Below are 17492 nucleotides of genomic sequence, written 5' to 3'. Positions count from 1 at the left end.
TTAGTGAGGATGGTCTGAGCCGGTGGCTTGCGATGCGTCGTGGTCGGCGCGGCGTTTGTTCATCCATTTGCGCCATTTGTAGTCGGCTACGAAGGACAGCGCGAAGACGATGAGGACGAGGATGGCGAGGGCGAGCTTCATAAGTGCAGGGAACGAGAGAACGAGGAACAAAGGGATAGAGGGACAAAAGGGACAAAGGGACAAGGGACAAAGGGAGCGTGAATCCGTTGGCCGCATTTCGACTTAGTGAGCGTGCTTCATGGGGGAGGATAGCTTGCGGAGGGGGCGGAGCGCCAATCGCACGGCGAAGATCAGGGCGGCGAGGAGGAGGGCGGTGTCTATGTATCCGGCGAGGAGAAAGATCAGGGAGCAGATGTGCGGGTGCCCGCGCAGAAGCAGGATGCGGTCGATGGCGATGAGGCCGGGCAGGTGCAGCAGATCCCACTCGAGTGCGATGGCGGCATTCTGGGTTGCCGAAGTGAGTGAGCCGCCCGCGGTGGGATAGCCGATGACAAAGAAGTTCACGATTTCGATGGGAAGGGCTGCAAGCAGGGCGGATTTGAAGATGGACCTCATTCGGCGAGCCTTATGTGAGGCGGATGGCGAAAACGCCGCCGGGGTTGGCCGCGGCGGCGTTGACGAATTGTCGAAATGGGCTTGCGTGGTGAGTCAGGCCTGAACAGAAAAGCCAGGAAGCAGATTCTTCGCTCACCATCCTGACTACGTTTGGGGCCCCGTTTGTTAAGAATGACACCGGCAATGATTGGGAAAAACCATTTCAGAATGGCGCCGGCGATTCTGCGAAGAAGGAAGAATATCAGACTCAAGACATTAGCGGCCGACAACGATGATCTCGAAGGTGCCGGGGATCATGGGCGGGCGCGAACGGGGATTCTCGGCCGTGGCGGCGGGAGGGGGTCCGAAGTCGGCGGTGACGAGGTAGGCGCGATCGGTGGCCGCATCGTAGGCCATGGTGCGCGCCCGGCGCCTGGTGGGCAGCGACTCAACGGTCTTGTAGGTGGTGGCGTCGACGACCGACAGCACACCCTCGCCGCAGGAAGCGAACGCGAGCTTGTATTTGGCGCTGTAGCGGGCGGCATCGGGGCCGTCGCCGATGGCGGGCGTGGCGAGAATTTTGCCGCTCGCGGCGTCGATCACGCTCATCTTGTTGCCATCGCATACGGGGAAGAGGCGGTTGCCGGCGATGTCCATGGCGAGGCCGGAGGGCGATTCGCAGCCGGCGGGCCACGTTGCGGTGATGGTGTGCGCGCGGGCGTCGATCTTGACCACTTCGCTCTTGTCTTCAATGTTGTTGTAGACGTTGCCCTTGCCATCGGAGACGGCGAACTCTGGTTTTCCGGGCACATCGATGGTGGCGACGACTTTGCGCGATGCGGCGTCGATGACTGTGATGTTGTGGCTGCGCCCGTTGAAGGCCCACACGGATTTGGTGGCGGGTTCGTAGATGATGGCGTCGGGATTGGTACCGGCGGGAATGGTGGCGACGGTGGAGAAATTCGCGCGATCGAAGACTACAACCGCGTTGCCTCCGCCATCGGAGATGTAGCCGATCTTGCCATCGGGATCGAGCGCGACACCGTGGGTGCCGTGGAGACCGGTGATGGTGCCGAGGAGCTTGCCATCGGTGGCGTCGACGACGTCCACGTGATCGCCGCGCGTGATGTAGATGCGGTGGGCTGCGGAGTCGACCAGCAGGTAGTCCCATCCGCCGTTGTCGCCTAGTTTCCAATGATCGAGAACCTTGTATGGGCCTTGCGCCCTGGCGGCAAGGGCGGCAGCGAGAAAGGTAAAGCAGAGAGCGGCGGCAAAAAGGGCGCGCGCAAAAGCTGGGAGACAACGTTGATTGTGCATGTTCGGCTCCGCGTGGGCTCGGCAAATCACGACTGAATCTGCAGGGATTCGCCGGCGCAAGCATTGTTCCACGGCGGCATTAAGGAATGCTGAAGAGTGAAGAACCGGTGCGAGTTCCCGGAAATTTGCTCGCTATTCGCAGCGCAGGGCAACTACGGGGTCCACCCGCATTGCGCGCCGTGCCGGTATGTAGCAGGCCAACATGGCCACTGCTGTCACGCCGAGAGCAACCCCGATCAAAGTGGCAGGGTCATTCGCGCCAATGCCATAGAGCAGGGGTGCAAGGAGCCGGGCCGCTCCAAAGGCTGCGGCCAAGCCGATGAGGAGGCCAACCATGGTCACCTGCATTCCCTGCCGCATAACCAGTTTCAGCACGTCAGTCTGGCGTGCTCCCAGGGCCATGCGCACCCCGATCTCGTGAGTGCGCTGCGCAACAACGTATGCGATAACCCCAAACAGCCCGATCGCGGTGAGGACAACGGCGAGAACGCCCGATGCGCCGAGAAGAAAACCGCTCGCGCGCGCAGGAAAGAGCGGCAGGGCCATGTACTCCTCGATGGTTTGCGATTCAGTCGCGACCATCAAGGGGTCAACCTGCTGCACGGTGCGGCGCATCTCGTCGAGCAAGGGCCGCGCATCTCCGGATGTGCGGATCACGAGGGTTCTGCGCGGAGACAGCGCTCCACAGAAAACAACGCCGACTGGGCTCTCTCCGAGGGTGCGATATTTGCCGTCCTTGACTACGGCGATGACCTCACTGGTCGCTTTTCCTCCACCGACATCGATCCGCTTGCCGACCGGATTCTGGCCTGGCCAGAGCTTATGCGCCAGCACCTCATTCACGATGATCGCGGGAGAATCGGGACTGTCGCTTTCCTTCTGCGTAAAGTCGCGACCGTGCTCGATGGTGATTCCCATGGTGGCGAAGTATCCAGGATCGACGCGGTACACATCGGCGTTGACCTGATCGGGATCGGGTTCAGCATGATGGCCCGCACTTGTTGATTCTCGCGAGGTGCCGAGCGGGAGATGACTTGCGTAGCTGGCCGCGGTGACACCGGGCAGTGCGAGCACGCGATCGAGAAGTTGCCGATAGAACGCGTTGGTCTTTTCCGGAGAATAACTAAGGTTTCCCGGGTCGAGCATGGCCACGGCAATGTGGTGGGTGTCGAAGCCGGGGTCGATGGAGTTGGCGTGCATGAGGCTGCGCACGCAGAGAGTTGCGCCCGCCAGAAGCACGACGCAGGTGGCGATCTCGCCAACGAGCAGGATGCTGCGCAGACGTGATTTGCGAAGACCGCCGCTCGGTGTTTCCTCTTTCAACGCGGGAGCAGTTTCGACGGAGGCGCTGCGCAGGGCCGGAACGAGTCCAAAAATGAGCCCAGTGGCGAATGAGACCAGGAGCGCGAATAGCAGCACCCGCCAGTCAAGTGGAACCTCGAGCGCGAGGGGAATAGTGGCGGGCTTGAGTCGAAGCAGCAGACGCGCCATCCACCACGCGACCGCGACGCCAGCAAGGCCGGCGATTGAGGACAGCAGCAGGCTCTCGATCAGCATTTGCCGGATGAGCCGCGCACGGCCTGCGCCCAGGGCGGACCGGATTGCCATTTCGCGAACGCGGCCGGAGCCTCGTGCCAGCAGGAAACTGGCGGCGTTGGTGCAGGCGATCATCAGGACCAACACGAATACGCCGAGCAGCAAGCCGGTAAAGGCGGTGACATAGCCGCGATATGGTCCCGGCATCAGCGTTGCGGGATAGATCAAGGCGTCGACATTTTTGTTGGACTTGGGGTAATCAATTTCGAGTTGCTGTGCAAACAAGTGCATTTCGGCCTGCGCCTGTGCCTTGCCAACTCCCGGCCGCAATCGTCCGGCAACCATGAGCCAATTGGAATTCCGGTCAGTGAGCCGGCCCTTGTCGTGCGTAAATTGCTGCTGAAGCGCCAAGGGCGCGAAGAAGTCCGGGGCGGAGCCGATCATGAGTCCAGTGAACCCGGGAGGCGCAACGCCGATGACATTGAATGCTGTTCCATTCAGCATTAAAGTTTGTCCGACGATTCCGGCATCTGCCGAGAGTTGGCGTTGCCAGAAGGAGTGACTGAGCACGACGACCGGATGAGGGCTGGAAAGTTGATCGTCGTCGGCGGAGATCAAGCGGCCCCGTGCTGGGCTTACTTCCAGCAGGGAGAAGAAATTTCCTGAAACGAGCTCTCCCTGCACCATCTGGCCTTCCCCGGAGCGGTTCCAGATTGCGCGGGAACCGTCACTATCAAACGCAAGCACGCCTTCAAACGATTGGGGGTGGTCGCGGTAGTAGGTGTAGTCGCCGTAGGTGAGGGGCAGATAGCTTTCAATCCCGGTGGAGACCCGGGAGTGCTCCCAAATTTCGTACAGATTGCTTATACCGCCAACCATTGCAGGCGGACGCAGCAAGAGGGCGTTGACGAAGCTGAAGACAGCGACGTTCATGCCGATTCCGAGGGCCAGAGCGATGATGACGGCGGCATTCGAACCGGGTTTCTTGAGCATCATGCGCACGCCGAAGCGAATGTCTCCCCACCACTCCGCGGGTGAGAGAAAGCTGCGTTGCGCACGCTGCTGCTGCTGGAGCAGGGCGACGTTGCCAAACTGGAGACGCGCTGCTTTGGCGGCGTCGGAGCGAGACATGCGCTGGCTAAGATAGCGCTCAGTGAGGTCGTTCAGGTGAGCTTGAATCTCTTCGCCGAATTCGTGGTCGTGCCGCTTCGATGAGAAGAGGCCGATTACTTTCGCAGTCGAGGTGCGCAGAAATCCCATCGCCTTATCCCTGCCTTTCCAGCCGCAGCATGCGCCCGATTACGCCGGAGATGCGCTCCCAATTTTCGGTTTCGAGATCGAGCTGTTTTTTGCCGAGACGCGTGATGGAGTAGAACCGCGCCTTGCGGTTGTTGTCAGATATGCCCCATTCCGACTTGATCCAACCTTGCTGCTGGAGGCGAAGAAGGGAGGTGTAGACCGTGCCCTCGTTCAGTTGCAGGACATCTTCGCTGATCTGCTCGATGCGCCGGGCAATGCCGAAACCATGCAATGGGCCCATGGCGTGGAGGGTCTTTAGAACCATGAGATCCAATGTTCCCTGCAGCACATCCGATTTCTTCTCGACCACCGGCGATCTCCTTTGCAGTGTCCAAAGGTAGCATTCCTTCCTTTGCAATGTCCATAGGAAAATTGGGCCGCCGGATTTTGCGGTATATTTGCGGCACCATCGGTCGCTGTTTTCGTGGTAATCTTCTTCGCAGCGCTGAAGGCCGCATCCGGTCCGCGGGCAGGACAGAAGTCCACCTTTTCTTACCATCTGATTTTGCGAACTGACTTTCAGCCCTCAACATGCGGACCTGGGCATACGAGAGGAAGTTCGTCATGCCGGCAAAACAATTTCCGTCCAAACCCGACCTTAACTACCTCAAATACCAGGCCAAAGACCTGCTCAAAGCGCACGCAGCTCACGATCGCGGCGTTGCGCAACGCATCCGGGAGTTCAACCCGCGTTTCAGGGGAGCTTCGGATGCAAAAATTTTCGCGGCTGCGCTGCGGCTGAGTGAAGCGCAATTCATGATCGCGCGCGAGTATGGCTTTAAAAGCTGGGCGCGGCTGAAGGCGCATGTGGAGTCGTCGGAACTCGCGAGCAGGCTGAAACTGCGGCATCATGAACGGATTGAGGACGTGGAGTTTCGACGCGCCGTCGATCTGCTGGATGCGGGAGATGCCGCGGGATTGCGCGAGCATTTGAAGCAGCATCCGAAGCTGGTGCTCGAGCATGTTGAATTCGAGAGCGGGAACTACTTTCACAGTCCGACGCTGCTGGAGTTCATCGCGGAGAATCCGATTCGGCACGGGACTTTGCCGCTGAATATTGTCGAAATCGCGCGGGTGATTCTCGATGCCGGAGCGGATCAAGCTTCGCGCGATGTGACCCTGGCGCTGGTGGCGACGGGAAACGTCCCGCAAGAATGTGGCGTGCAGCTCAAGCTGATCGACCTGCTTTGCGATTACGGTGCCGATCCGGACAGCGCCATCCATGCCGCGGCCCTGCATGGCTATTTTGAGACGGTGACAGCCTTGATCGCGCATGGCGCGCGTATCGATCTGCCGACGGCGGCGGTGCTGGATCGTGTTGAAGATGCCGGCCGACTGCTGCGTACGGCGAGCAGTGTGGAAAGACATCTGGCTCTGGCTGTGGCAAGTCAGGTGGGACATATCGAAATTGTCCGCTTGCTTCTCGACGCCGGCGAGGATCCGAATCGGTACAATCCGCCCGGCGGACATTCGCATACGACGCCTTTGCACAGGCGGCGTTGATTGGCCACGAAAAGCTGGTGCGATTGCTTATCGAGCGCGGTGCGAGTGCGGACACAAAAGATTTGTTGTGGAGCGGGACACCGGCCGACTGGGCGCGGCATGAGGGAAGAACGGAAGTGGAGGCTTATCTACGCGCCGGGAGACGAAATGGGAAGCGTGAAGGCGGCGCGGAAAGGCAGAAGCAGATCCTTCGCTTCGCTAACCCCACTTCGTGGGGCCCCAGTTCACCCCACGAACGAAGACCTGTTCGTGGGGACCCCGAAAAGCTGCTCCGCTCAGGATGACACTTCAAATTGATATTGGCGCGGCGATGGGCAACCGAACGGTTGCGGTTGTGCCGCGGCCGGGTTCGCTGCCGAGCGTGATGGTGCCTCCGGCCTTTTCGACTGCGGCTTTGCAGATGGCGAGGCCGAGGCCGGCGCCGCCGGTAGCGCGAGCGCGCGAAGGATCGCCGCGATAGAAGCGTTCGAAGACATGAGGTAGCGCGGCGGGGTCAATGCCTTCGCCGCGATCCTGAATAGTGAGTTCGGCAGAGCCGTGGAGCGTGCTCAGACGCACTTCAACTTGCGTATGGGGCGCGCTGTGTTGCAAGGCGTTTAGCAAGAGATTGGAGACGACGAGCGCGCAGTCGTCAGGGCTGAGGGTGACGATGCACGCTTCGGCGGGAAGAACGTGAACGGCGACTGCCACCTGCCGGACGGTGGCAAACGTTTCAAGTTGGCTGACGGTGGCGCAGACGCATTGATTGAGGTCGGAGGTGGCGGCGGATGCGGCATTGGCTGCGCCACTCTCAACGCGGGCGAGGGCGAGCATCTTGGCGACGAGGTCTTCGATGCGTTCGGTGTCGGCCAGAGCGCGTTCGTTGCCGGCCTGGTACTCCTCTGGCGTGCGCGGGCGCATACCGACCAGTTGCAGCGATGACTTGACAACGGCGACGGCAGTTTTGAGCTCGTGTGCGGCGTCGGAAACAAAAGCGCGCTGCTGCGTGAAGGAGCGCTCGAGGCGTTGCAGCGCGTTTTCGAGGGCCTGTGTGAGCGGCGCCAGCTCCGCGGTTTCGCGCGCGGAGGCGGGCGGCGAGAACTCCCACGAATCGGCTGAGACGCGCCCTGCCATCGACGCAAGCTGGCGCAACGGTTCGAGTCCGCGATGGAGAACCCAGGCGATGAGCGGGCCGGTGATCAGCACCAGCAGTAGCATGCCGGCTGCATAGAATTCGACCGCACCGTAGATTGCGTTCCACACGTGCTCAGTAGGCGCGCCGTAGAGGATGGTGACAAAACGAAGATGACCACCGCCTGGTTCGCCGGGATCGACGATGCGGGTGCCGCGCATGAAGAGCACGCGGTATCCGCGATCGTGGAGCCTGATGCGGTAGAAGCCGTTGTGATCGGGCGCGTGCATGCCGGCGCTGCCCTGCCAGTTTGGCGAGCGGCCGATCAGATGGCCGCGCCCGTCCCACACCTCGTAGACCTCATCGGGCGGAACATGCAGGTCGGCCAGGTCGAGCATGACGTTGTCGCCCACATCTTCAGCGTCCTGCACGGCGCCGAGAACGGAGTCGGCGCGGCCGTGCAGCATCACTTCAAAGGAGCGGAAGTGGTTGTGGCGCTCGAATCCCCATGCCACCGCGATGACCAGCGCCGCAGAGACCAGCTCAACCAGCATGACGGCAGCGATGAGGCGGAAGGCAATGCTGCTGCGGCGGGTCATGACCTGGACTCGGGCTGGGGCTCGGGCGAGAGGCGATAGCCGCGTCCGCGCAGTGTTTCAATCACGGGTTGCGCATCGGGGACAGCGGTGTCGAGCTTCTTGCGCAGGTTCGAGACGTGCGCTTCGATCACGTTGGAGTGGTGTTCCCAGTTGTAGTCGTAGAGGTGTTCGAGGAGTTCCTGCTTGCTGACGACTTTGCGGGGATGATGGAGAAGGTATTCGAGGATGTGGTACTCGGTCGGTGAGAGATCGACGAGCGTGCCGTTGCGGTGGACGGTCTGCTCCAAGGTATTCAAAGTGACGCCGAGCGCGTTGAGCGTGGGATGAGCCGCACCCTTGCCACGGCGGATAAGGGCTTTTGCGCGGGCGAGGAGTTCGCCGAGATCGAAGGGTTTGGCGAGGTAGTCGTCTGCACCGGCGTTGAGAAGCTGGACGATGGCGTCTTTGCCTTCTTTCGCGGTGAGGATAAGGACGGGCGTTGAGTCTTTGCGGGCGCGCATGCGGCGCAGGACGCCGTGGCCGTCGAGCTTGGGGAGCATCAGGTCGAGGATGACGAGGTCGTAGCAGAGGTTGCGCGCTGAGTCGTCGCCCGCTTCGCCGTCGGCGGCCCAATCGACAGCAAAGCCGGGGCCGTCGCGGAGGGCGGCAGAAAGATTGTCGGCCAGCCGGACTTCGTCTTCGACGAGCAGGACGCGCATGGGTTCTCCTTCGTAATTATGTTGCAGCAAGATTAAACGAGTCTGAAGCAGGGCGGGATGGGATTACAGCGACCGATAGAGCGCGTATACCAAGAGGACGCCCAATACGGCCATTACCACGCCGAGTGCTCGAACCATCAGTATGGGCGAATGGCCGATGGGATGATCCGAGAACTCTGCCTTCATGCGGTCGGGGCGGAGGGTATAACGGAATGCACCAAAGAAGAAAAGCGCGGCGAGAAGCAAAAAGCCAAGGTTCTTCACTGCAGTTGCCCCAATCAATTATGCGGCAATAGGCCTTGTCGTCTGGAATGCATTAGTCTTATCGTTGCGTTTCCATTCCGATCCACGGATCTGACTCTTGCGTATTGTTCTCTCGAACATCGGCACGTATGGCGATACCAATCCGCTGATTGCGCTGGCGCTGGAGCTAAAGCGGCGCGGACACACGCCGGTGATGGCGGTGCCGGAGGTTTATCGGCAGAAGATTGCGCCGCTAGGGCTGGAATTTCACGCGATCCGGCCAGACATCGATCCGACGAATAACGTGCTGGTGGAGACGGTATACGACATCAAGCACGGCACCGAGCATGGGCTGCGCGACTTTCTGTTTCCCTCGCTGCGGCAGACCTATGACGATCTGCTGGATGCGGCGACGAAGCCGATGAGAGCTGATCTGCTGTTGCTGGGTGAGTTGAATTACGCGGGGCCGATCGTGGCAAAGGTGACGGGCATCCCGTGGGCGAGTTACGTGCTGGCGCCGCTGTCGTTTTTTTCGGCATTCGATCCGCCGGTGCTTCCGCCGTATCCCAAGCTGGCGAAGGCCGACAAGAAGGTGCCGGGGTTTGGGCGCGTGATCAAGCGGGTGGCGCGGTTTGCTAGCCGCAAGTGGCCCGAGCCTATCTATGAACTGCGGCAGGAGCTTGGCTTGCCGAAAGGCGAGAATCCGCTGTTTGATGCGAAGCACTCGCCCTCTCTTGTGTTGGCGCTGTTTTCGCGCGTGTTGGGCAGCGAACAAAAGGACTGGCCGCCGCATACGCTTATCGCCGGATTCGCCTACTACGATGCCGACGCGGGCAACGCCAAACTGCCGCCCAACCTCGAAGAATTTGTTGCAAGCGGAGAACCGCCTATCGTGTTTACGCTGGGATCGGCCGCGGTGCTGGCAGCGGGAGATTTTTACGAGGTGTCGGCGAAGGCTGCGATGGAACTGGGGAAACGGGCGGTGCTGCTGATTGGCACCGATCCGCGCAACGAACTGAAGCAGAAGCTGCCCGACAGCATTTGCGTGGCACAGTACGCGCCGTACTCCGCGCTGTTTTCGCGGGCGTCGCTGGTGGTGCACCAGGGCGGTGTGGGGACGGTGGCGCAATGTTTGCGCGCGGGCAAGCCGATGCTTATCATGCCTTACTCGCACGATCAACCCGACAATGCACGGCGCATGAAGCGGCTTGGCGTGGCCAGGGTGATCCAGAAGTCGAGCTACACGACGAAGAAGGTGACACGCGGGCTGCGGAAGGTGCTCGACGATCCGGGGCTGGCGGAGAAGGCGCGGGCGGTGGCTGAACAACTGCGTGGCGAAGACGGTGTGAAGACGGCTTGCGATGCGCTGGAAGCGTTGTACGCGCGGAGCCGTTCTTCGTCGTAAGCCCGCATGGGCACTGGCGAAGTTGCACGGGACTTTCCGCGTCAGAGCGCCAGCACTTACAGCTTGGCGACATTGGCCGAGGCTCGACGAAAAGTCCTTACCGGTTACAACGGTTTGTTTGCACCATCGAAAATCCCTCGAATCCTTGATTTGCGTTGCGAACCGTGAAGCTTCGCCAGAGCAACCGTACTCCCAGCGAGGTGCATCGCATCTTTGCGGGTGAACGGCGTTTCTGCGGAATCGCAGGCTCGCAGCAACTGGAGGGTAATTATGCAATTAAAACGAATAGCTTACACGCTGTGTTTGAGTGCGGGGACGGTTTTGCTGAGCGGGGTTGTAGCGCTCGCACAAATGCCAGGCAATCCGCAGCCGCAGCAGCCGACCATGCCGGGTCAGCAACCGATGGCGCCCACTAATCCCGGAAACCCGAATATGGGGCCCGGCACTTATCCCGGAACGGCGCCGATGGGACAGGACTTCGCCGAGAAGGCATTTGTGAGCAAGGCTCTCGAAGGGGGTGAGGCTGAAGTGCAGTTGGGGCAGCTGGCAGCGCAGAAATCCCAGAGCGACGACGTGAAGCAGTTTGCGCAGAAGATGGTGAGCGACCACAGCCAGATGGCCGATAAGTGGTTCAAGCCAGTTGCGAAGCAGCTTGGCGTACCAGAACCGAAAGGCCCGTCAAAGAAGGACAAGAAGGAGATCGCCAAATTGCAGGGACTCTCTGGACAGGATTTCGACCGCGCATACATCTCGATGATGGTGAAAGACCATCAACAGGATCTGAAAGACTTCAAAGATGAAGCACAGATGGCGCAGGATCCGAATGTGAAGCAGGTGGCTCAACAGGGTTCGAAAATCATCTCGCAGCATCTGCAACTGATTGAGCAGATCGCGAAGACCCACAACGTCGCGATTGACGAGAAGGGCAGCGAGTCAGGCAGCCTGTAATGAGACGGGGGAAGGGATCGGTTAACAGCCGGTCCCGGCCTTCGCGAGTGCTTCTTTCAGTCCCTTGAAGCTGATGCGGGTTGAGGCTTCGGGGGTGCCGCCGCCGCGCCAGTGCGTCTCGAGGCTCACGGCGTAGTGGTAGCCATCGTGCTGGAGAGCTGCCAGCTGGCCGGCCCAGTTGACGACGCCGGTACCCACGGGAGCCCACTCCCACTTGCCATCGGGTTTGCGGACGACATTCTTGGCGTGGCAGTGGCCGATGCGTTTTTTGGGCAGGAGTGCGTAGCCCTTGGGGAACGGCTCGCTGTTGGGGAAAGTGGCCGCGTTGCCTGGATCCCAGTTGAGCATGAAGTTGGTGTCGGGGATCGCGCGGAGGGTGTCTGCGGCTTCAGCGCCGGTGGCGGTGTTACACGACATTTCATTTTCAAGCAGGAGGATGAGGTTGCTGCGTGCGCAGCGGCGTGCAGCTTCGCGCAGTTTTTCGTTGATGGCGGCGCGGTAGGGAGCGACGTTGTCGAGCCGCCAGAAATCGAAGCAGCGGATGCTATCGGTGCCGAAGGTCTTGGCGAGCTTGATGCAGTGCTCGAGCAGGTCGTCCTGCTGTTTGAAGGTGAAATCGGCTTTGAAGTTGTCGCGGCGTTCGCTCTGCTTTGAGAGCGGCGCGCTGGGCCAATCGGTTTTGAAGAGCGGGCTGCCGATGTCGGTGACGCGCAGGTTGTACTTGGCGAGGATGGTCTTTGCGCGCTCGATATCGGCGTCGGGCATGTCGGTGACGTTCTTGCCCCACATGCTGCGCAACTCGATCCACTGCAGGCCGAAGTCGTGCGCAACGACGGAGCAGACGTGATCGAAGTCCTGCGAAATTTCGTCGTTGATGACGGCGACGCGGAAGGGGCAGGCGGCGCGGGCCGCGCGCGAGAAGGTTGCGAACGATACTGCCGCAGTTGCTCCGGCAATGAATTTGCGGCGCGAGATGGTCATGGAAAGGCTCCTCGTAATTGAGACGGATGATTCGTTCGTGGAGTTGTGAGTTTAATCGCGCGGGTATTTTTTCGTTTGGCCTGTCCGCGAGTTGGTGACGCTGAAGCTGCCGTCGCCATCGGCGACTACCTTGAAATAGTGGCCGTCGCTGCCGCCTTTGAGATTTGCGATAAGCGGATCGGCGCTGTTGTGTGCGGCATCGGAGCTTTCGGCGGTGTGCAGCATCCACAGGTCAAGCAGGCCGGGGCTGTCGTGGACGGTTTGCCACGCTTCGGGGCTGCCCGCTTTGTGTGCGCCGTTGTCCATGAAGGCAACGCGAGGATGGATGGCGTCAACAAGCGCGCGGGTGTTGGAGAGATTCATGCCGTGATGGTCGACGAGGTAAAGGCTCACGTGGCCGAGGGGGTTGTTGGGGCAGACGAGCGGGATCTCTTTTGCCTTGGTGAGGTCGCCGAGATCGAGAAAGCTGAAGAGACCGAAGCGGATGAGGACGCCGGTGGAGCGCGGATTCTCGGTCGTATCGAGTTCCCACTTGGGTTCGCTGGCGCAATAGGGATTGGGCGTGGGTTTGATGCCCGCTACCGAGTTGATGTGTTCGCCGTCGGCGGTGATCACGGTGGTGTTGAGTCCGGGGATGTCGATGAGGTCGCCGGGATGCAGGGTGCGGCGCGGGGTGTTGCCGATGGCTTTGATGTAGGCCGCGTAATCTTTGCGCGTGATGTCGGAGTCTTCGCGGTTGACGCCGTGATCGAGAAACTCGCCGACCTTGACGCGCTCAACGAGATTTGGAACGCCGCCGACGTGGTCGGTGTGGAAGTGGGTGATGAGCACCTTGTCAATCTTTGTGATGCCCGCGTCTTTCATTGCCGCGATGATGCGCACGGCGTCGCGGCCATTGTTGTCGCCCCAGCCGGTATCGACGAGCATCGAGTGGCCAGAGGGCGAAACGATCAGCGTGGCCTGGCCGCCTTCCACATCGATGGCGTAGATATAGAGGTCGGTGTTGCCTGGGCGGGTGGCTTGCGCGGCAGCGGTGTTCGGCAGGATGGCGTAACCGAACAAAAAAGCGATGGCAAGAGTTGGGATGGACAGGAGGGAAGGGCGGTAGAGGCGGAGGGAAGCGACGCGGTTCATTTGCGAATGAGTGTAAACGCTGGGGCCGACGGCGGGAAATTCGTTTCCCGCTGGCAGGGCTGAGGATTGGCGGATGGACGGAGGGCCGGCAGACCGCAGATTCTGCTGGATTTGCGATGCTGGTAAAATAGATTGTGCCGCATTGTGTGGCCATTCATTTTGACTTCATTCCCAACCTGATGGCCCGCTGAGGCCACGCCCGAACGCAAATTTCAGATTTGCCCTAAAAGAGAAGGAACACTACGCTTGTGAGCCAGACGATACGCAATATCGCCATCATCGCCCACGTTGACCACGGTAAGACGACACTTGTTGACGCCATGCTTCGCCAGTCCGGCACATTCCGCGCCAACGAGCAGGTTGCCGAGCGCGTGATGGACTCGAACGACCTGGAGCGGGAGCGCGGCATCACCATTCTCGCCAAGAACACGGCCGTAAACTTTGAAGGCGGCAAGATCAATATTGTCGACACGCCGGGCCACGCCGATTTTGGCGGCGAGGTGGAGCGCGCATTGAAGATGGTGGACGGCGTAATGCTTCTGGTGGATGCCGCTGAAGGTCCGTTGCCGCAGACGCGGTACGTGCTGGCCAAGGCGCTCGAAGCAAAGCTGAAGCCGATCGTGGTGATCAACAAGATCGACCGCCCCGATGCGCGTCCGCAGGAAGTGCTGAACGAGATCTACGACCTCTTCATCGATCTCGATGCGGAAGAGTCACAGCTGGATTTTCCGGTGCTCTATGCAGTTGCGAAGGCCGGTACGGCTACACTCGATCTGGCCAAGCCGGGAGAAAACCTGCAGCCGCTGTTCGAGACAATTGTTTCGACGATTCCCGCGGCCACGGGCGACGTGGATGCGCCGCTGCAGATTCTGGTCACGAACCTCGACTATTCGGATTACTTTGGCCGCATCGCCATCTGCCGGGTATTTCAGGGAACGCTGCATGCGGGCGATGACGTGAATATTTCGAAGCGCGACGGTTCGCTGATGAAGACGCGCATCACCAAGCTGTTTACGTTTTCCGGACTGAAGCGCACCGAGACAACGGAGACGACCACGGGCGACATTGTGGCCGTGGCCGGCGTGGAAGGCATCACGATCGGCGAGACGATTACGTCGCTTGAAAGGCCTGCGCCACTGCCCCTAATCGTGATTGACGAGCCAACGATCGCAATCACGTTCAGCGTGAACAACTCGCCGTTTGCGGGGAGGGAAGGCACATATGTGACGAGCCGCAACCTGCGCGAACGGCTTGAAAAAGAGCTGCTGACGAATGTGTCGATTCGCGTGGAAGAGACGGGCTCTCCAGACACGTTCAAGGTGCTGGGGCGCGGTGAACTGCAGCTAGCGATTCTGATCGAGATGATGCGTCGCGAAGGGTTCGAGCTGCTGGCGGGCAGGCCGGAGATCGTGACTAAAGTGGTGGACGGCACACGTATGGAGCCGGTGGAGCATCTCACAATCGACGTGCCGGAACAGTACACCGGCGTGGTGATCGAAAAGCTAGGTCCGCGCAAAGGCGAGATGACCAAGATGCACAATCACGGCTCGGGCCGCGTGCGCCTGGAGTTTCGTGTACCCAGCCGCGGGCTGATCGGACTGCGCAGCGAGATGCTGACGGAGACGCGCGGGACGATCGTGATGAATGCGCTTTTCGATGGATACATTCCGTACCAGGGCGAGATTCCGCAGCGGCCGACGGGCGCGCTTATTGCCGATCGCCAGGGATTGACGACGACCTATTCACTGAACGGATTGCAGGAGCGCGGCATTCTGTTTGTCGGTGCGGGTGTTGACGTGTACGAGGGAATGGTTGTCGGCGAGCACTCGCGCGACAACGATCTCGACGTAAACGTGGTGCGCGAAAAGAAGCTGACCAACATGCGCGCTTCGAGCGCCGATGACGCGATTCGCCTGGTGCCGTACAAGACGCTGAACCTGGAGCAGGCGATTGAGTTCATTGCCGATGATGAACTGGTGGAGATCACGCCGAAGTCGCTGCGGCTGCGCAAGAAGATTCTGCAGGCCAATAAGCGGCCTAAGCGCTGGGAGAAGGCTGAACAGTTTAGTTCGTAGGTGCCTCGATGAGCTACAAGGCGATCAATCTCGCGCAGAAGTTCGGGCTGCTCACTGAACAATGGCAACCCAAGGTCATTGCGGAGATGAATGACTATCAGTTCAAAATCGTGAAGCTCGAGGGCGATTTCATCTGGCACGACCACAAGGACACGGACGAGACCTTCATCGTGATGGAGGGGACATTGCGCATTGATTTTCGCGATGGGGCTGTGCACATCGGGCCGGGTGAAATGTTTGTCGTGCCCAAGGGCGTGGAGCACAAGCCGTATGCGGAACGCGAAGTAAAGCTGATGCTGATTGAGCCGCGCGGCGTGAAGAATACCGGCGAAGAAGTCGGCGAGCGCACCGCCGCAAACGATGTTTGGATTTAGGCCTGATGCGATCAACTGCCTGAAGTGAGGCGCTCCTTCGCATCGAGCACGCGTTCCAGCGCATCATCCGCGCTTTCGCCTGTTGCGGAGAGATGGCCCATTTTGCGTCCCATCTTTGCGGCGCGCTTCTCATAGAGATGCAGGCGCACGCCGGGAACCTTGAGTGCTTTGGCGAAGTTCGGAGATGAAGTCAGCCAGATGTCGCCGAGCAGGTTCACAATCGCGCACGGGCTGATGAGGGATGTGTCACCTAGCGGCAGGTTGCAGGTTGTTCGCACCAACTGCTCAAACTGGCTGGTCACGCATCCGCGCTCGCTCTGGTGATAACTGTTGTGCGGGCGCGGCGCAAGTTCGTTCACGAGCAGGCGTCCCTGGCGCGTGATGAACATCTCGACGCAAAGCAGCCCCTCGATGCCGAGTTTCTCGATGATGGAGGCTGCCAGCTTTTCGGCGCGGGACTCGATCTCTGGTGCGACTCCCGAAGGGAGAACGCTCCATGCCAGGATCTGATTTTCGTGGTGATTGCGCGCGGCGGGATAGGTGCGCACCTCGCCCGACGGACTGCGCGCAGCCATAACGCTAATTTCTGTGACAAGGTCGAGCGCCTGTTCAGCGACAGATGGGTTTTCGCCGACGCTGGTCCATGCATCCGTGATGATTTGCTTCTTCAACAAGGCTTCCATGCCGATGCGCGCCTGGCCCCGGCCGTCGTAACCGCCGCGCCCGATCTTAAGGAAGACGCGCCCGGCGAGCACCTTCACGGCATGATGCAGTTCATCTTCATTGCGGATGATGCGGAACGGGCCGACCGGGAATCCGTTCTCGGCGAGCCACGTTTTTTGCAGGATCTTGTCCTGGATGATGCGGATGGGTTCGACGCCCGGGCGCAGCGGCGCCATGGCAGCAACTTCACTGAGCGCGTCCACGCCGATCTGCTCAATCTCAAGCGTGACAGCATCGGCGCCCTTCGCCAGCTTTTGCGCAGCGGCAACGTCGTCCCACTTGCCCACAACGGTCTGGTCCGCGACAAAGCTTGCCGGGCACTTGGCTTCGGGGTCCATGACGCGCACGCGATAGCCCATGGTGCGCGCGGCCATCGCGGTCATGCGGCCAAGCTGGCCTCCGCCCAGGATGCCGATCAGGCCGCCCGGCTCGATCACCGGTGGTTTCTTATGCAGCGGAGATTCTTCAAACACTAAGGCAGCTCCTGCTTCATCACTTCCTCAGAGCGTGCCGCGCGCCAGGCGGCCAGCCGGTCGTAGAGTGCGGCGTCGGTTGCGGCGATAATTTCGGCAGCGAGCAGCGCGGCGTTGGCTGCGCCGGGCTTGCCGATAGCCAGCGTGCCTACGGGAACACCTCTCGGCATCTGCACGATCGAAAGCAAGGAATCGAGGCCGTTGAGTTGCGTGGCGGAAACTGGAACGCCAAGAACGGGAACCAGCGTCTTGGATGCCAGCATGCCCGGCAGGTGTGCCGCGCCGCCGGCTCCGGCGATGATGACGCGCAAGCCGCGCTCGCGAGCGGTTTCGGCGTATTTGAAGAGCCAGTCTGGCGTGCGATGCGCGCTGACGATGCGGGCCTCGTGCGGAATTTCGAGTGCCTGCAGGATTTCAACGGCGGCGGACAACACCTCGTAATCGCTCTTGCTGCCCATCACCACGCCGACTAACGGCTTCTTGCTCATGGGGTGATTATAAGGGGCGCTGCGACGATT

Annotated in this window: 17 protein-coding genes; 5 read left to right on the top strand and 12 right to left on the bottom strand. The window is 60.5% G+C overall.

Annotated features, from left to right (window positions below; all coding sequences use genetic code 11):
• The 5 genes from WCA10_RS18465 to WCA10_RS18445 all read right to left on the bottom strand — a co-directional run bounded on the left by WCA10_RS18465 (position 1) and on the right by WCA10_RS18445 (position 5017).
• Entirely contained in the window at positions 1 to 141 is a 141-nt protein-coding gene (locus tag WCA10_RS18465; protein ID WP_472823987.1) for a hypothetical protein, read from the bottom strand.
• Between the two features lie 102 nt (positions 142 to 243).
• Positions 244 to 576 carry a hypothetical protein gene (locus WCA10_RS18460; protein WP_472823986.1) on the bottom strand — a complete coding sequence of 111 codons (333 nt, stop codon included), beginning with the start codon at positions 574 to 576 and terminating at the stop codon, positions 244 to 246.
• A 255-nt stretch (positions 577 to 831) separates the two neighbouring features.
• Complete coding sequence (locus WCA10_RS18455) at positions 832 to 1872, bottom strand: YncE family protein (protein WP_472823985.1); 1041 nt, start codon at positions 1870 to 1872, stop codon at positions 832 to 834.
• A gap of 132 nt (positions 1873 to 2004) precedes the next feature.
• A complete protein-coding gene (locus WCA10_RS18450) occupies positions 2005 to 4668 on the bottom strand; it encodes an ADOP family duplicated permease (protein ID WP_472823984.1) in 2664 nt (887 codons plus the stop codon).
• Positions 4669 to 4672: 4 nt separating this feature from the next.
• Positions 4673 to 5017 (bottom strand): PadR family transcriptional regulator, encoded by a 345-nt coding sequence (locus WCA10_RS18445; protein ID WP_472823983.1) that lies wholly within the window; start codon positions 5015 to 5017, stop codon positions 4673 to 4675.
• Positions 5018 to 5271: 254 nt separating this feature from the next.
• On the opposite strand from WCA10_RS18445, the gene WCA10_RS18440 reads away from it, so the two are divergent.
• Positions 5272 to 6210 (top strand): ankyrin repeat domain-containing protein, encoded by a 939-nt coding sequence (locus WCA10_RS18440; RefSeq protein ID WP_472823982.1) that lies wholly within the window; start codon positions 5272 to 5274, stop codon positions 6208 to 6210.
• 288 nt (positions 6211 to 6498) lie between these two features.
• Here WCA10_RS18440 and WCA10_RS18435 read toward each other — a convergent pair whose 3' ends face one another.
• The 3 genes from WCA10_RS18435 to WCA10_RS18425 form a co-directional block, all read right to left on the bottom strand.
• Positions 6499 to 7920 (bottom strand): sensor histidine kinase, encoded by a 1422-nt coding sequence (locus WCA10_RS18435; RefSeq protein WP_472823981.1) that lies wholly within the window; start codon positions 7918 to 7920, stop codon positions 6499 to 6501.
• Positions 7917 to 8618, bottom strand: coding sequence for a response regulator transcription factor (locus tag WCA10_RS18430; protein WP_472823980.1), 702 nt, complete (start codon positions 8616 to 8618; stop codon positions 7917 to 7919). Before WCA10_RS18430 ends, WCA10_RS18435 begins: the two co-directional genes overlap by 4 nt.
• A gap of 63 nt (positions 8619 to 8681) precedes the next feature.
• Complete coding sequence (locus WCA10_RS18425) at positions 8682 to 8882, bottom strand: hypothetical protein (RefSeq protein ID WP_472823979.1); 201 nt, start codon at positions 8880 to 8882, stop codon at positions 8682 to 8684.
• Positions 8883 to 8979: 97 nt separating this feature from the next.
• Here WCA10_RS18425 and WCA10_RS18420 point away from each other — a divergent pair, with 97 nt between their 5' ends.
• On the top strand, positions 8980 to 10266 hold the full coding sequence (locus WCA10_RS18420; RefSeq protein ID WP_472823978.1) for a glycosyltransferase: 1287 nt from the start codon (positions 8980 to 8982) through the stop codon (positions 10264 to 10266).
• 270 nt (positions 10267 to 10536) lie between these two features.
• Complete coding sequence (locus WCA10_RS18415; protein WP_472823977.1) at positions 10537 to 11214, top strand: DUF4142 domain-containing protein; 678 nt, start codon at positions 10537 to 10539, stop codon at positions 11212 to 11214.
• 21 nt (positions 11215 to 11235) lie between these two features.
• Here the strand turns inward: WCA10_RS18415 and WCA10_RS18410 are convergent, their stop codons facing one another.
• Both WCA10_RS18410 and WCA10_RS18405 read right to left on the bottom strand, forming a co-directional pair.
• Entirely contained in the window at positions 11236 to 12195 is a 960-nt protein-coding gene (locus WCA10_RS18410) for a sugar phosphate isomerase/epimerase family protein (RefSeq protein WP_472823976.1), read from the bottom strand.
• Positions 12196 to 12246: 51 nt separating this feature from the next.
• Positions 12247 to 13329 carry a ComEC/Rec2 family competence protein gene (locus tag WCA10_RS18405; protein WP_472823975.1) on the bottom strand — a complete coding sequence of 361 codons (1083 nt, stop codon included), beginning with the start codon at positions 13327 to 13329 and terminating at the stop codon, positions 12247 to 12249.
• 248 nt (positions 13330 to 13577) lie between these two features.
• On the opposite strand from WCA10_RS18405, the gene typA reads away from it, so the two are divergent.
• Complete coding sequence (gene typA / locus WCA10_RS18400) at positions 13578 to 15404, top strand: translational GTPase TypA (RefSeq protein ID WP_472823974.1); 1827 nt, start codon at positions 13578 to 13580, stop codon at positions 15402 to 15404.
• Positions 15405 to 15412: 8 nt separating this feature from the next.
• Positions 15413 to 15778 carry a cupin domain-containing protein gene (locus WCA10_RS18395; protein WP_472823973.1) on the top strand — a complete coding sequence of 122 codons (366 nt, stop codon included), beginning with the start codon at positions 15413 to 15415 and terminating at the stop codon, positions 15776 to 15778.
• 11 nt (positions 15779 to 15789) lie between these two features.
• Here WCA10_RS18395 and purK read toward each other — a convergent pair whose 3' ends face one another.
• Both purK and purE read right to left on the bottom strand, forming a co-directional pair.
• Entirely contained in the window at positions 15790 to 16974 is a 1185-nt protein-coding gene (purK, locus tag WCA10_RS18390; RefSeq protein ID WP_472823972.1) for a 5-(carboxyamino)imidazole ribonucleotide synthase, read from the bottom strand.
• Positions 16974 to 17462, bottom strand: a complete 489-nt coding sequence (gene purE / locus WCA10_RS18385; RefSeq protein WP_472823971.1) for a 5-(carboxyamino)imidazole ribonucleotide mutase — start codon at positions 17460 to 17462, stop codon at positions 16974 to 16976. The genes purK and purE overlap by 1 nt, the downstream gene beginning before the upstream one ends.
• Positions 17463 to 17492: the final 30 nt, after the last annotated feature.

The sequence above is a fragment of the Occallatibacter sp. genome, assembly GCF_049582745.1.
Classification (GTDB): domain Bacteria; phylum Acidobacteriota; class Terriglobia; order Terriglobales; family Acidobacteriaceae; genus Telmatobacter.
The sequence above is the reverse complement of the archived record's forward strand: the minus strand, read 5'-3'. Positions and strand labels throughout refer to the sequence as shown.